This window comes from Microbulbifer elongatus, assembly GCF_021165935.1.
Lineage (GTDB): Bacteria > Pseudomonadota > Gammaproteobacteria > Pseudomonadales > Cellvibrionaceae > Microbulbifer > Microbulbifer elongatus.
This window is the reverse complement of sequence record NZ_CP088953.1, coordinates 3,745,690-3,760,392: the sequence shown is the minus strand read 5'-3', so window position 1 is coordinate 3,760,392 and position 14,703 is coordinate 3,745,690. Positions and strand designations below refer to the sequence as shown.

At 54.9% G+C, this 14,703-nt stretch carries 11 protein-coding genes; 6 read left to right on the top strand and 5 right to left on the bottom strand.

All coding sequences use genetic code 11. The annotated features are described in order from the left end of the window. Nucleotides 1–7: 7 nt before the first annotated feature. The 4 genes from LRR79_RS15500 to pepQ form a co-directional block, all read right to left on the bottom strand. Nucleotides 8–940, bottom strand: coding sequence for a LysR family transcriptional regulator (locus tag LRR79_RS15500; protein WP_231758075.1), 933 nt, complete (start codon nucleotides 938–940; stop codon nucleotides 8–10). A 108-nt stretch (nucleotides 941–1,048) separates the two neighbouring features. Beyond that, nucleotides 1,049–1,930, bottom strand: coding sequence for a hypothetical protein (locus LRR79_RS15495; protein WP_231758074.1), 882 nt, complete (start codon nucleotides 1,928–1,930; stop codon nucleotides 1,049–1,051). Next, the gene (locus LRR79_RS15490) at nucleotides 1,930–3,198 is read right to left on the bottom strand and encodes a hypothetical protein (protein WP_231758073.1); all 1,269 of its coding nucleotides are present in this window, start codon (nucleotides 3,196–3,198) and stop codon (nucleotides 1,930–1,932) included. The genes LRR79_RS15495 and LRR79_RS15490 overlap by 1 nt, the downstream gene beginning before the upstream one ends. A 193-nt stretch (nucleotides 3,199–3,391) precedes the next feature. Next, nucleotides 3,392–4,702 (bottom strand): Xaa-Pro dipeptidase, encoded by a 1,311-nt coding sequence (gene pepQ / locus LRR79_RS15485; protein WP_231758072.1) that lies wholly within the window; start codon nucleotides 4,700–4,702, stop codon nucleotides 3,392–3,394. A 111-nt stretch (nucleotides 4,703–4,813) separates the two neighbouring features. Between pepQ and purU the strand changes: the two genes are divergently transcribed. The 5 genes from purU to LRR79_RS15460 all read left to right on the top strand — a co-directional run bounded on the left by purU (nucleotide 4,814) and on the right by LRR79_RS15460 (nucleotide 9,338). Further along, a complete protein-coding gene (gene purU, locus LRR79_RS15480) occupies nucleotides 4,814–5,650 on the top strand; it encodes a formyltetrahydrofolate deformylase (protein WP_231758071.1) in 837 nt (278 codons plus the stop codon). Between the two features lie 172 nt (nucleotides 5,651–5,822). Beyond that, the gene (locus LRR79_RS15475) at nucleotides 5,823–6,182 is read left to right on the top strand and encodes a hypothetical protein (RefSeq protein ID WP_231758070.1); all 360 of its coding nucleotides are present in this window, start codon (nucleotides 5,823–5,825) and stop codon (nucleotides 6,180–6,182) included. Between the two features lie 1,004 nt (nucleotides 6,183–7,186). Beyond that, entirely contained in the window at nucleotides 7,187–7,606 is a 420-nt protein-coding gene (locus tag LRR79_RS15470) for a V4R domain-containing protein (protein WP_231758069.1), read from the top strand. 67 nt (nucleotides 7,607–7,673) lie between these two features. Beyond that, a complete protein-coding gene (locus LRR79_RS15465; RefSeq protein ID WP_231758068.1) occupies nucleotides 7,674–8,411 on the top strand; it encodes an MHYT domain-containing protein in 738 nt (245 codons plus the stop codon). Nucleotides 8,412–8,603: 192 nt separating this feature from the next. Continuing rightward, complete coding sequence (locus LRR79_RS15460) at nucleotides 8,604–9,338, top strand: MHYT domain-containing protein (protein ID WP_231758067.1); 735 nt, start codon at nucleotides 8,604–8,606, stop codon at nucleotides 9,336–9,338. Between the two features lie 85 nt (nucleotides 9,339–9,423). Here the strand turns inward: LRR79_RS15460 and gcvP are convergent, their stop codons facing one another. Further along, nucleotides 9,424–12,315, bottom strand: coding sequence for an aminomethyl-transferring glycine dehydrogenase (gcvP, locus tag LRR79_RS15455; protein ID WP_231758066.1), 2,892 nt, complete (start codon nucleotides 12,313–12,315; stop codon nucleotides 9,424–9,426). A gap of 492 nt (nucleotides 12,316–12,807) precedes the next feature. Here gcvP and LRR79_RS15450 point away from each other — a divergent pair, with 492 nt between their 5' ends. Beyond that, nucleotides 12,808–14,556 (top strand): diguanylate cyclase domain-containing protein, encoded by a 1,749-nt coding sequence (locus LRR79_RS15450; protein WP_231758065.1) that lies wholly within the window; start codon nucleotides 12,808–12,810, stop codon nucleotides 14,554–14,556. Nucleotides 14,557–14,703: the final 147 nt, after the last annotated feature.

Below are 14,703 nucleotides of genomic sequence, written 5' to 3'. Positions count from 1 at the left end.
TTATCGTTCAGGTTACGCCAGTGGTTGCTGCGCGCACGCCATTGAGGTTGGCAAAGCAGGTATCTCTCGCGGTGGTGAAAAAATCCTGCAGAAACGCCTGTTCCAGCATCTCTTCGCGCACGGCCGCATAGAGTGTACTCCATAGACCACTCTTGCCCAGTCTAAGCTGTTGTACCAAACCTTTCTGTAAATATTCGTAAAGTGCCCAATTTGGAAGCGCGCACACACCGCGCCCACTCACTACCAGCTGTACCGTCATCACCGTCAACTCCGCTGTGCGCACCGAATGTGGTTCCACACCCGCCGGGTCGAGAAAGTTCTGAAATATATCCAGCCGTTCCCGTTCTACCGGATAGGTGATCTGCACTTCATCTTCCAGATCTTCCGGTGTGACCCACTTCTTGTCAGCAAGTGGGTGCTTGCGGCTGACAGCCAGGCACATCTCGAAACTGAACAGCGGCTCGTAGTGGATGCCTTTCAGTGAATCGTCGGGGTTGCTGGTGACCACCAGATCGAGATCGCCACGGGTGAGGGCGGGTAGGGGGGCAAAGTGGAAGCCGCTGGACAGGTCAAGCTCGACCTCGGGCCAGTCGTCACGGTAGGCATCCAGGGTTGGCATCAGCCACTGATAGCAACTGTGACATTCGATGGCGATATTCAACCGCCCCGCCTGACCGGAGGCAAGCCGGGCGATATCCCGCTGGGCAACGGCGACTCGGGGCAGTACTTCGTCCGCCAACTGCAACAGCCGCAATCCCGCAGTGGTAAATTGCAGGGGACGGGACTTACGCACAAACAGCGCCTGTTCATGGCGGTCTTCCATCTCCCTGAACAGGTGAGACAGGGCCGACTGGGTCAGGTGCAAGCGCTCAGCCGCCCGCACCATGCTACCGGTCTCTCGGAGGGTAACCAGAGCCTTCAGGTGTCGCAGTTCAATCATCTTTAGCCATTTTCATGCTTGGTGAGGAAAACATGAAAATGATTGAATATTACATGGCCAGTAAAATCAACCCTGAAGTCTATGGATCATGTAGGAGCCTGCTAATTTCTATCCTGCCAATGCCTTTCGGCGCTCCGCGTTCAGTTCCACGATATTCAAACCGGTCTCATCAACCGTTGCTGGCCACTTGAGGGGTGGGAAGTCTTTACTTACCGATAAATCCGGGCAGGTCTTGCGTAGCTCGGCCAGCTCATGTTCTAGCGTAGGGGACGGCGAGAACTCTACGCTGTTGATAATGTTTTCAATCAAATCTTGTGCTGGCTTTGGGCTGATAACTGCATCTACTTCACTCATACTTCCTGATGCATGCTGAGAGTATGTAAGTTCAACAGTCATGATCCGATCTTTATCGATCGCGAAGCATAAGTAGTAATCTGGTTGATGACTCTCGAAGTCTTCAATTTTAAATTCTACCGCAGGAACCGGAAAGTCTAAGCGAGGCTTCCAACTGACTGGGCCGTGGTAGTACGGTTCCCCATCCGAGTCATGATGTAAATGCCCGACCGTTGCGGTTAAATAGCCTGAGATTGCCACTTCGAACGCTTTGGGGTGCAGAAAGTTTATTTTTCCATTTGGCTTTGCCGGCGTAGTGACCCCTATAACGAAGGTCGCCCTAGCTTTTTCACCGCTAAACCAAGGTCCGAAGAATGCATATTTTCGTTGGAAAATAATTCGAGATTCCCACGTGTAGTCATGGGAATAGATATCACTGTTATGTAGCTGATCTAACTCATCCTCTTTCCATTTTGGTGTCCACTGTTCCATGCCGGATCGAAAAAGATGATGTTGCGTTGGAGCCTGAAACTTTAGCTCACTGGAGCGAAATTTGTAGGAAAATTTTTTTGATTTAAGAAAGTCAGGCCCATGTGGGACACAGGGGGTATTCAAGTCCCTAAGCTTGATCCTGTTATATTTGATAAAATTCAGCATTAGAATTTGCTCTTGATTTTGTTGTGCAGTCTAGGGGAAAACTGCTCAGTTGCTTTCATCGCTGAGTCTCCAATTTCTTTCGCTTTCTTGAAGTACGGAGTGGCATTAGAGAGCGCTTGTAAGAAAGCACCAAGTGCGGGAACTGCAGCGGCACCTGCAACTCCAAGGCTTCCAGCAATTGCACCAATATTAACTCCAGCAAGACCTGCTGTGGTGGCTGCGACTCCTCCAGCAGTAGCGACAAGCCCGCTAAAGGTTGCTCCGTCACCTATCAAATGTCCAAGTTTATAATTTTTTTCATTTACGAGCCGGTTCAACGAGGCTGCTGGTTGTCCAAGCACACCGGCAAAATTTAAAGCGGAAACTTCAGTGAACTTTCGTTCTACGTTTATTTCAAGCTTACGAGCAACGGATAAAGTTTCAACCTGCGAAGTCTTGGGCTGATACAAGAATATATTGTGCTTCGAGAGCTTTACGCCTTGGTCCGCCAGTATCTTCATTGCTTGTGTCAGCACTGCCGATCCGCCGTTCTCGGAAATCCAGCTTACATTGGCGATTTTTCTTGCTTTGTACATTGTTCGCGCAAGAAGTAAAGCCGATGAATGGATATCCTGCGCCTGCAGGGGTTTTAAAGCACCTTTGAGATTTCGTAGCCCACCAATTCTTTTTTCACTCGGTGTGTAATGTAGGTCAAAACCATTCTGTCTTAGGTCTCGTTCACCCACTGATGCGCTGTAGTGGCTTGCTGCTATATATGGCGCAGCTGTTTGGGCGGCAATTGTACTATTCGAATACCGTGAATTCCCTATTGCGACGAGCCTCCCTTCATTCCCCTTTAGTGTTCCTGTTTTACTCTTTTTGGCTGTCCATCCTTTGTTTGCGAGGTGAGTCGCATGAAACAGCCCTGGTGTTTCATCTTTATTCTGCAACTCCGCATACCCAGCATCCGCCTCAAAGTAAACAACCTTGAACGCATCCTTGGACTGCTTCTCCACAGTCACTTTGCATCCGGGCAGGATCATCACGAACTCTTCTTCACCACCGCGGTGTACGGGACCGGGTTTGATAAAGATATTATCTTGGTGAAGGCGGCCGGAGGTTAGTTGGTGCAGGGCATTGACGGTGATCTGGGCCCAGTAGTTACCCTGTTTGGCGAGATTGCGGATTTCGTTGTATACGGGTTCCGCTTGTGGAGTGATGGAGACTATTTTACCGGCGGATTTGCCGGCAATCACGATATCTTGCTTGAAGCCTTTTTTGGCAAACATGATTCAACTCCCTTTGAATTTCTGATTGGGAGGAATCATATATAAGAGCGTTACTCTTGGCTATTATTTGCGCGAAATTGGTACGGCCGTTTTGGTTGGGGCCGTATATAGATTCGGATATAGGAGCTTGCCCCGCAGGCGAACCTGTCGGGGCACTCTGTTCGCCTGCAAGCAGGCCCCCTACGGGGGGGGATTAGTTGCCGTAGCAATCCCGCGTCATATTCTCCACGTGATCTGCGTGTACGATGACGTTGTCTTCAATGCGCACACCACCGAACGGGCGCAGTTTTTCTACTTTGTCCCAGTTTACTTCATCGGCCAGTTGGGATTCTTTCAGCTCTCCCAGCAGGCTGTCGATAAAGTACAGGCCGGGCTCGATGGTAAAGACCTGGTTCTCTTCAATGGTGCGGGTGGTACGCAGGAACGGGTATTCCGCTGGCGGTGGTGTGGTGCCGCCTTCGGGAGCGGCCTGATGGCCGCCCACATCGTGAACCTGCAGGCCGAGGAAGTGGCCGAGGCCGTGAGGCATAAAGGTGCGGGTGAGGCCGGATTCCACTGCGCTCTCCGGAGAGGTTTTGATTACGCCGAACTGTTGCAGAAGCTGACCGATCTTTTGATGACAGCTTTTGTGCAACTCGACATAGGAAGCGCCCGGGGTGAGGCCCGCCACCAGTTCCTGTTCTTTGTCGTGCATTGCACTTACCAGCTCCGCAAACTCGCCTTCACGGTAGGCGTAGGAGCGTGTGATGTCGGCACAGTAGCCATTGCAGTCTGCACCGGCGTCGATCAGGAAGCTGCGCCTTTCACTTTCCGGGAGTGGCTCCGTCGACAAGTGGGTGTAGTGCAGGATGGCTCCGTGCTCGTTGAGGCCGATGATATTGCCATAGGGCATCTGATTTTCGCCTTGCCCCGCGGCTTTCAGATAGGCGAGATTGATTTCAAATTCGCTGGCGCCAGCGCGGAAGGCTTCTTCTGCGGCTTGGTGGGCGCGAACGGCGATTCGGTTGGCTTCGCGCAGGCAGGTGAACTCATAGGGGGTTTTATAGGCGCGAGCCCAGTGCAGCTGGGCGATCAGGTGCTGCGGGTTGCGCTGGCCGATTTCCCAGCCGTCAAACCTGGCAGCCTCGCCAATAAACGCGGCGTTTTCCCCGGTGAGATACGCTTTGGCTTCGTCTGGTTTGGCGAGCAGTTCTATGTCGTATTCGTCACTCCAGAATGTCTGGGGGGCGGGGGGGACGTAGTGCCAGAAGTCTACCGGGCGGTAAAACAGCAGTTTGGGTTTCTGTCCCCGACGATAGATCACCCAGCTGTGGGGGTTGTCGGTAACCGGAACCAGTACCTTGAATTGGGGGTTCACTCGGAACGGGTAGTAATTGTCATCAAGGAACTGTATTGATGGTGCCCCACTGAAGACGTTGAGTGTGTCGAACCCGCACTGCTCGAGGATGTCGTCGTAGCGCTTGCAGAGTGTGGCCAAATGGTCGGCGAAGAGTTGCTTATCCATAAATCTCCCGGTTCTAACCCCGAAATTGTGTAAAGTTTGTCCTGTTAGGCAGGTACAGGTATGCGCATAGTGTATAGTCAGCCCTCTGAACAATTAGTCTGATTTTTGACGATGGAAAAGAAGATACTGCTAACGGATTGCCCCGATGCGAAGGGCCTGATCGCCAAGATCACCAACATCTGCTACAAGCACCAGCTGAATATCATTAAGAATGACGAGTTTGTCGATCGGGCCCAGGGCCGGTTTTTTATGCGCACTGCGCTGGAAGGCATTTTCAACGATGCGACGCTACTGGAAGATCTGGACCTGACATTACCCGAAGGCGCAACCCGTAAGCTGGTAGCCAGCGGGCGCAAACGGCTGGTATTGATGGTCACCAAGGAATCACATTGCCTGGGCGACATTCTGATGAAGTGCTACTCCGGTGCTCTGGATGTGGAGATCGCCGCGGTGATTGGTAACCACCAAGTGCTGCAGCCGCTGGTGGAAAAGTTCGATATCCCATTTCACTGGGTTCCTGCCGATAACCTGGAGCGGGCTGAGCACGAGGCGCAGGTGGTTGAACTGGTAGACCGGTACGCGCCGGATTACCTGATCCTGGCCAAGTATATGCGGGTACTTACTCCGCAGTTCGTTGCGCATTTCCAGAGCCGCATTATCAATATCCACCACTCTTTTCTCCCTGCATTTATTGGCGCGAAGCCGTATCAGCAGGCGTTTGAGCGCGGTGTGAAAATCATCGGTGCCACGGCGCACTTTGTTACCGATGATCTGGATGAGGGGCCGATCATTGAGCAGGATATTATCCATGTGGACCACGGCTACTCAGCGGAGTCCATGGCCAGCGCTGGCCGGGATGTGGAAAAACAGGTGTTGAGCCGGGCATTGCAGCTGGTGCTGGAAGAAAGGGTGTTTATTCACGGGAACCGCACCGTGGTGTTTAAATAGTCGTTTATTTGTGCCATGTCGGTGAAGGCCGGTATTCAGCACAGCACAGCACAGCACAGTGCATGTGCTGTATTGGAGCCGGAATCCGGAACGGGTCCGGCATGAAGGTTGTCGAGATACTTTTGAATTGGGGGCTAACTTGGTTACTCGTTGTGCAATCGCATGTTCCGCTTTGATTTTGGCCGGTTGTGCCAGTGAACCCACTGCACCCAATCCGGGCCTGAAAGAATCTTTTCATACGGAGGTAGCGGCCAATGGGTCCAAGCGTTTTACCTACACCCTGGAGATGGCCGCCCCGCAACTGCGTGGCCCTTATACCGAAAGCCCGCAAACGCGCGGCGGAATGGTGCGACAACAGGATCTCGGGCGGGGGCGTGCCGGGCGCGGGCAGCGTGTGAACTTTGATTACGCACTGGAATTGAAACTGAAGGAAACCGGCTTTTGCCGGGATGGGTATTTCGTGATCGATCGCGCGGTTTCACAGCTGGGTGGTGAGGTGAGAGGCGAGTGCCGCGACCCCGTTGTCAGGTGACCCCCGTACTGAGGAGTGATTAACTAGTTTGCCTGACGGCAGGTTAAAGCCTGTTCGATTAATGAGCAGGTGGCGTTCAGATCGCGTCTGTGGGAAGAGGCTGATAGCCAAAAGCTATTACCATTATTGTCATTTCGTTTGCCTGAGACGGGCATTTCTATCTCCCGAATTTCATTCCGGTCCACTCCTTAGGATGATTTCGCGGCTTTCATATTTTTTTAATTATTTTTTTGCCATTTTTTGCGGCGTCTCAATTTACAAAAGTGGCGCTATTTTAATTAATTTGCTGCCACTTGAACCATTTGTAGCTATTTGTAGCTAATAGAAAGTCAACTTGGACTGTCTGGTCATATTCGGTTTTATCGGCCGATCATTACCTCGCTCGCCGCTTTTTTCCTCTCATTTGACGACCGATAAAGCGCGGACTAAAAAATAGGAAATAAGTGCTATAACTAATTATTAAATTAGTGAGCTGGTTAACACCGTAAAGTCATTTCTTTTGAATCGAACGTATTTTCCGGTCACAGGTATGGCCTTGTGTCATTACCGGACGCAGTAACAAAAATAGCGATTAGCGTGAAGTAAAAAGATTATTAAAAGAAACAGGCGGCAATATGGATATTGAAGTAACTGTATTTTCTGACATCAAAGATGGCTTATTGCGGGAAATGGGGAGTGTTGTTATTGCGTGCGGTTTTACCCTGCATCGTCAGCGCATGATGTCGACTCCGAGCGGAGTGCAATTGTGGTTGAAGTTGAGCGGGGACCGGAGCCGGCTTTTGGAGCTTGAAGATCAGTTGAGCTCTCATCCCCTGGTGACCGGATTTGAAGCCGACCACGCTCCTGCGGTGCAAACGACTCCTGCTACGAGTGCGGCTCCATCTCCGGCCGCACGGGGGACCGCGCGTAGGAGCCCAGCAGCGGCGCCCAGACCGGCACAGACGCCCCCCGCGCCGCGTCGAAAGCCTGCCACATCCACACCGGATATCAGCATCGTTGAACCGGTGTTACCCAAGCTGGCGAAAAGCTATCCGAAAATTTTTCCTCAACTCCTGGAGCTACAGCAGCAGGTCAGCGATGCCCAGTGGGGCCCCAGTCTGAAATTTATCGGCGTGCGGGTTGGAGCCTGGGTCTACAAGCGGGATTACGCTCTGGGCGGCCAGCTGGATCTAAAAAGTGCGCTGCGCCAGATTGCGCAACCGGCTCTGCGCGCCTTGCTACCCGCGGAAACGCACGATTTTGCGGTGCACGTGAAAAACAATCCATTCTGTCTTCCGGGGTCACACTGCCGCAATGGCGATTTCTTCTGTGGCTTCCTGCAGGGCCTGCTGCACGAATCGGGCGCAAGTAGCCGGGTGGTGGTGCGAGAAGTGCAGTGTCGGAGTGAGGGTGCATCTGAATGTGTGTTTGAAGTGGTTGATTGACCGGTTCTTAACAGGGTGGTTGGTTGCTTATTTGATCGAAAAATAAATCCTAAGATGGGGAAGGGAAATGGTCGCAGAATACAATCCAGTACTGGTAGGACTTTCGTTTCTGGTGGCGGTATTAGGTTCGTTTACCGCTTTACAGTTGGCAGTGGCAATTCCCGCTGCGCAGGATGAAGCAGAAAAGAAAAAGGCAATTATAAAAGCCGGTGCCGCGATGGGCGGCGGTGCTATCTGGACAATGCATTTTATTGCCATGTTGGCGTATGACATGGGGATGCCGGTTACCTACGATGTATTCTTGACAGTATTGTCCGCAGTGATTGCGATGGCTGCCTGCTCTATTGGCCTTGGTATTGCCGGTATTGGATTATTCAGTTTTGATAAGCTTTTACCGGCCGGTATCTTTATGGGGTGTGGTGTCGCGGGAATGCATTATATGGGCATGGCGGCAATGATTATGCCGATGGAGGTTTCCTATAACCTGAACATCCTGATTATCTCCGTAATTATCGGTGTAGTCGCATCCTGTGCCGCTCTGTGGATGGCATTCCATATGCGCGGCAAGTTACAGATGATCGGTAGTTCCCTGCTCATGGGTGTGGCTGTTTGCGGCATGCACTATACCGGTATGGCGGCCGCGCGCTATGAGCACACCAATATTGTCAATGAGGCCTGGTTTGCCGGCTCGCTGGGCGGTGAATATCTGGGTATCAGCATCTTTCTGGTTGTGACCACTTCGTTGGTGCTGACCCTGGCCATTGGCAGCCACCGCCGTCGCCAGCGGGAAGAGCTCGCGATCTGACTGTCGCTAACTTCTCAGCCTAATTCGCCGGAGCCATGCTCCGGATCTGGCGCAAATATCGTCTTACTGGCATCGCGATCATCTGGTCGACCAGTTTAGTGTAAAGAACTGTTAAGGCCCGACGGTCACATTTTGCCCTCCCTATAATCCGCGGCTTTTTGCCTTGGCACTAATTTTTAGGGAGAAAACTTAATGCTTGATCAGTACAGCCTGCCACTGGTTATTCTGTCTTACGCAATTTCCGTTTTGGGGTCCTTTGCGGCGCTGCAACTGGTAACCGGTATCCGCGAGGCGATTCTCCAGGCCGACCGTTGGCGGGCTATCGCTTTTGCCGGTCTGGCGATGGGCGGGGGTGCTATCTGGTCCATGCATTTTGTGGGTATGCTGGCGCTCGAGTCGCATATGCCCATGTCTTACGACGTGTTTAAAACTCTGCTCTCAGTCGTCATTGCGGTAGCCGCCTGTACTGCGGGCCTCGCGATTCTCGGCGCGCGTCGTTTTACCCTGGAAAAGCTGATGCCTACCTCTGTGTTTATGGGGGGCGCGGTGGCTGGCATGCATTACATGGGGATGGACGCCATGCTGATGCCGGCGGAAATCGAGTATGACCTGAATATTCTGCTTATTTCCGTGCTTATCGCGGTGGCGGCGTCATTTGCGGCGCTGTGGATGGCGTTCCATCTGCATGGCTCCTGGCAAAAATTTGGCAGTGCACTGGTGATGGGGGTTGCGGTGTGCGGGATGCATTACACGGGGATGGCGGCGGCCAGCTATCAGCACACGGACACCGTTCCCGAATCCGGTTTTTTGGGGGCGCTCAGTAGTGAATACCTGACCATGGCGACGGTGGTGATCAGTATCGGCATCATCGCGCTGGCACTGCGGGTCAATCACTGGTACCGGAATCGTCCGTTAGTCCCCGCATAATTATTTTGTGCTATTTCAAGACGGGACAGCGCAAACAAAAAAGCCGGAGCAATGCTCCGGCTTTTTTGTGCCTGTCGTCCCGGACTCAGTCCATATAACTCTCAACCGGTGGGCAGGAGCAGATCAGGTTGCGGTCCCCATACACATTGTCGATACGGTTCGACGCGGGCCACACCTTGTGGTGCTTCAGCCAGGCCGCCGGGCGGCCGGCGACTTCGCGGCTGTAGGGGTGGGTCCAGTCGTCGGTCATCACGTCGTCCTGGGTATGGGGCGCATTGTGCAGGGGGTTGTCCTCTGCAGAGTATTTGCCGCTGGCCACGTCTTCCGCTTCCTGGCGAATGGTCGCCATGGCTTCCACGAAGCGGTCCAGTTCTTCCTGGGCTTCGGACTCTGTGGGCTCGATCATCAGGGTGCCGGCTACCGGGAAGGACATGGTGGGCGCGTGGAAACCGAAATCCATCAGGCGCTTGGCAATGTCTTCTTCGGTGATGCCACTGGCTTCCTTCAGCGGACGCAGGTCGATCAGACATTCGTGGGCGATAAAACCGTTGCTGCCTTTGTACAGCAATGGGTAGTGCTCGCTCAGCTTCTTGGCCACATAGTTGGCGTTCAGGATTGCGGTCTCGGTGGCCAGCTTCATGCCCTGTTTACCCATCATACGGATATACATCCAGCTGATCGGCAGGATACTGGCAGAGCCCCAGGGGGCTGCGGAAATGGTGCCGTTGACCGGATCGTTGCCCGGTACCTCGGTCACCGGGTGACCGGCCAGGTAGGGCTTCAGGTGTTCGCCGACGGCGATCGGACCCATGCCGGGGCCGCCGCCACCGTGGGGGATACAGAAGGTCTTGTGCAGGTTCAGGTGGGATACGTCACCACCGAACTTGCCCGGAGCCGCGACACCAATCAGCGCGTTCATGTTGGCGCCGTCGATATACACCTGGCCGCCAGCGTTGTGGACCAGCTCGCAGATCTCGCGAATACCTTCCTCGAATACACCGTGGGTGGACGGGTAGGTGACCATCAGCGCGGCGATGCGGTCGCCGTGTTCTTCGATCTTCGCTTTCAGGTCGGTCACGTCCACGTTGCCCTTATTGTCACAGGCAACCACAACCACCTTCATGCTCACCATCATCGCGGAGGCGGGGTTGGTACCGTGGGCAGAGGCGGGGATCAGGCAGATATCGCGCTGGCCTTCACCTTTGGCTTCCAGGTATTTCTTGATCGCGACGAGGCCCGCGTACTCACCCTGGGAGCCGGCGTTCGGCTGCAGGCTCACGGCGTCGTAACCGGTACATTCCGCCAGCATGGCTTCCAGCTGCGTGAACATCGCGCGGTAGCCTTCGGCCTGATCGGCCGGGGCAAACGGGTGCAGCTTGCCGAATTCCGGCCAGGTCACCGGGATCATTTCCGCGGTGGCGTTCAGTTTCATGGTGCAGGAACCCAGCGGAATCATGCTGTGGTTCAGGGCGATGTCTTTGGACTCCAGGGTTTTCAGGTAGCGCAGCATTTCGGTTTCGGAATGATGCGTGTTGAACACCGGATGGGTCATGAATTCGGTGTCGCGCTGCAGGTTCGCCGGTACGCCGGCTACGCCTTTGGCAGACAGTCCGCTGTCGATCTTGTCCAGGTCCAGCCCGTGGTCGCCGCCGACAAAAATGTTCAGCAGTTCGGATACGTCCGTCAGCTTGGTGGTTTCGTTCAGGCTGATGCCCAGCGCGTCACTGCCCACTTTGCGCAGATTGATTTCTGCGGCGATGGCGCGATCAAAAATTTCAGACTGCTTGTCACCCACGGCAACGGTGAGGGTATCGAACCAGCTGTCATGGGTGAGATCCAGGCCCTTTTCTTTCAGGCCGGCGGCGAGAATATCGGTGAGGCGTTGGATGCGCGCGGCGATGGTTTTCAGGCCTTCGGGGCCGTGATAGATCGCGTAAAAGGCGCTCATGACCGCCAGCAGTACCTGGGAGGTACAGATGTTGGAGTTGGCCTTCTCGCGGCGGATATGCTGCTCCCGGGTCTGCATGGCCATGCGCAGGGCGCGCTTGCCTTTGCTGTCGACGGATACGCCGATGATGCGGCCAGGTGCGGAGCGCTTGTAGGCTTCGCGGAAGGCGAAGAAACCGGCGTGGGGGCCGCCATAACCCATGGGGATACCGAAGCGCTGGTTGCAACCCACCACCACGTCTGCACCCATGGTGCCCGGGGCTTTCAGGGCGACCAGGCTCATAAGATCCGCGGCGACGGTGACCAGGGCGTTGGCCTCGTGCACCTTGGCGATCAGGTCGGTGAGGTCGCGTACCACACCAGTGGAACCCGGGTACTGGAACAGGGCGCCGAACAGTTCTTTCGGCAGGTCGCTTTCCGGGTTACCCACCACCACCTCAAAGCCGAAGTGTTCGGCGCGGGTCTGTACCACCGCGATCGTCTGCGGGTGGCAGTCTGCGTCCACAAAAAAGACGTTGGACTTGTTGCGCTTGGCCTGGCGCTTACACATGGCCATGGCTTCCGCCGCGGCGGTGCCTTCGTCCAGCATGGAGGCATTGGCCAGTTCCATACCGGTGAGATCCATGATCATCTGCTGGAAGTTCAGCAGGCCTTCCAGACGGCCCTGGGCGATTTCCGGCTGGTAGGGGGTGTAGGCGGTGTACCAGCCCGGATTTTCCAGCACATTGCGCAGGATGACATTGGGCGTGATGGTGTCGTGGTAACCCATACCGATAAAGGTACGGAAGATCTTGTTGCGTTGGGCCAGGGCTTTCAGTTCCGCCAGCGCTTCCTGCTCGTCCACCGCATCGGCCAGGGCAAGATCATCGGACTTGCGAATGGCGGCGGGCACGGTCTTTGCAATCAGTTCATCCAGGGTAGCGACGCCGAGGGTGTCGAGCATGGCCTGAGTCTGCGCGGCGTCCGGGCCAATATGGCGGCGGATAAAGGCGTCGTGCTGTTCCAACTGCTTGAGGGAAGGTTGGGTCATGGTGGTTGGATTCCTGTAAACGCTGACGGCGCTTGCCGGAGTATTGCCGGTAAACGCGAACGCTCAAAAGTAGCAAAGTGGATCGGGAAAGCGGATCCGTCTAAGTTCGCGGGACGCGCAGGCCGGTGACCGGCGATTCCTGCGTTCGGCATTCGGTAATAATGGTGTGGCAGAGTGAACATGCCCAGTTACCGGCACCGCAGCGTAAGAGAGACAAGCACGGGCGGTGGGGTAATACCGGTTGCCAGAAGGCGCGCATCTTAGCAACCGCAGTGTGTGTGGGCAATTGGGGCACTATGCGGTCAAACTTATGCTGAAAGCGGGACAATTTTGTGACATAAATCCTGTTTTTGGCATTGTGGCGCTATTTTTGTCTGTGCGCATGCGCCTGAGCGGGCTGGCCTGAAGATTTGCGCCATACTCAATGATTGATAAGAAGCTGTTGCCGGAGTTGCGTACAGCCATAGACCCAGGGAATTAAGGGGACTCACCGTGTTGCCTCAGGCAAACGTCAACACTTTGCGCTTCAAAGCCTGCCTGCTTTCCGCACTGCTGGTCGTGGCAATGTGCCTGTTTTTTATCCTGCTCGGCAACGGCAACCTGCAGTCTCTGCTGGCGAAAAATCGCGAACATCGGCACCTCAATTTTCAGTTTCAGGTCTCTGGCCTGTTACAGCAGTCCCGTCTTGAAATGGCGCGGCTGGCAGAACTGATTGCCCTCAGCCCGCGCGGGCGAATCTCCACCCGGGAAGAACTGCAGCAGGCGCTGGATCGTCAATGGGAACTGCTTCAGCAGAGCTGGGATCTGCACTCGTTAAAAATCTACGATGCCAACAGCAAGCCGGTATTGAGCTGGGGGGCGCCTTACAGTCAGCTGAGTGCGGAACAGGTCGCGCGGGTATTGATGCGCAACCAACCACTGGAGCGGGTTGCCTGTGACCCGGGCTGTGTTCAGAGCCTGTCCGTGCCCATGCGCGCCCGCGGCGGGGATTACGTACTGCAGATCGAGCGCCCGCTGGCGCAACAACTGCAGCGTTTCCGTGAAATGAGTGGTTCTGACATCGGTATTCTGTCGGCGGTGCGCGCGGTGCCCGTGAGCGGCGGGAGTGGCGCTTACTTGCCGGGTTGGGGGCGGGAAGTGCTGTCTCTCACGTCCCGCGAGCGAATGTTGCCTTTATTGAAGCAGTTGGCCGGGGAGGTGGCGGCTGTTGAAAATCTGCATAACCGCGCGCGGGTGTACGAGCTGGACAATCGCCAGTTTGATATCCGTACCATGACAGTGGGCGCGGAGGACGATGGCGCGCAGTTTGTATTTATTGAAGATGTGTCGGACCAGGTCGGGCACATCGATGATTCGCTGCAGTTACTGCTGCTGTTTTCGGTGCTTGGTGCACTGATCTTCAGTGCCGCAGTCGCCGGCACCCTGTGGGGACCGATCGTACGTTTGCGACGGCTGGCGCAGGCACTGCCGCTGCTGACCAATGGCCGCTTTGACGATGCACGTCAGTTGATTCGCCCGGTGCACAAAAGCCTGGAAAAATACGATGAACTGGATGTGCTGGATAACACCGGTCTGACCGTCTGCGATCAGCTGCAGGACATGAATGACATGGTGACGCGCAAGACTGCTCAGCTGGAGCAGATTGCGATGCACGATAGTCTGACGGGGCTGGCGAATCGGCTCAGCCTGCTGGAGCAGCTGGAGTTTCATCTGGAACTTGCGCGACACCAGCCGGCAGATGTGCGTGAACAGTGTTTTCTGTTTTTTATTGATCTGGACGATTTCAAGCAGGTCAATGACACCCTGGGGCACCAGGGTGGTGACGAGCTGCTGTGTGTTATCGCCCGGCGCCTGCTCAGTGTGATGCGCTGCGGTGATATTGTCGCGCGTCTCGGGGGTGATGAATTCTGTGTATTGGTGCGTGGCGTAAAAGGTAAAAAGGCGTATCGCACCCTGGCAGAAAAACTGCTGAATACCGTGGCGCAACCGGTAAAAATTGTCGACAACCTCGTTACCGTCACCATGAGCGTGGGGGTGGTTGCGGTAGAGGAGCGGGAAGAAACCCTGGAAGGGGTTCTGCAGAAAGCCGATATGGCGATGTACCACGCCAAGCGCCACGGCAAAAATAAATACCAGCTGTATTCGGAATCGCTAGCGGCGGATTCGGCGCAGAGCGCAGAGCCGTCGCTCACCAAAGTCGCACGGCCGCTGGAGCTGGTTACTTCCTCGAAGCACCGCTGACACTACACGGTGTGCGGCCGCGCGTCGTCCGGTCCTGACTGCCGCGAATTTCTTTCGCGATAAGGCAGCGGCGTTTGTCTGACTGGTCTATCTTTAATTTATCCCGATCCGTTTTTCCACGCGGATGTACCCCCAGAGTGTTGGAAC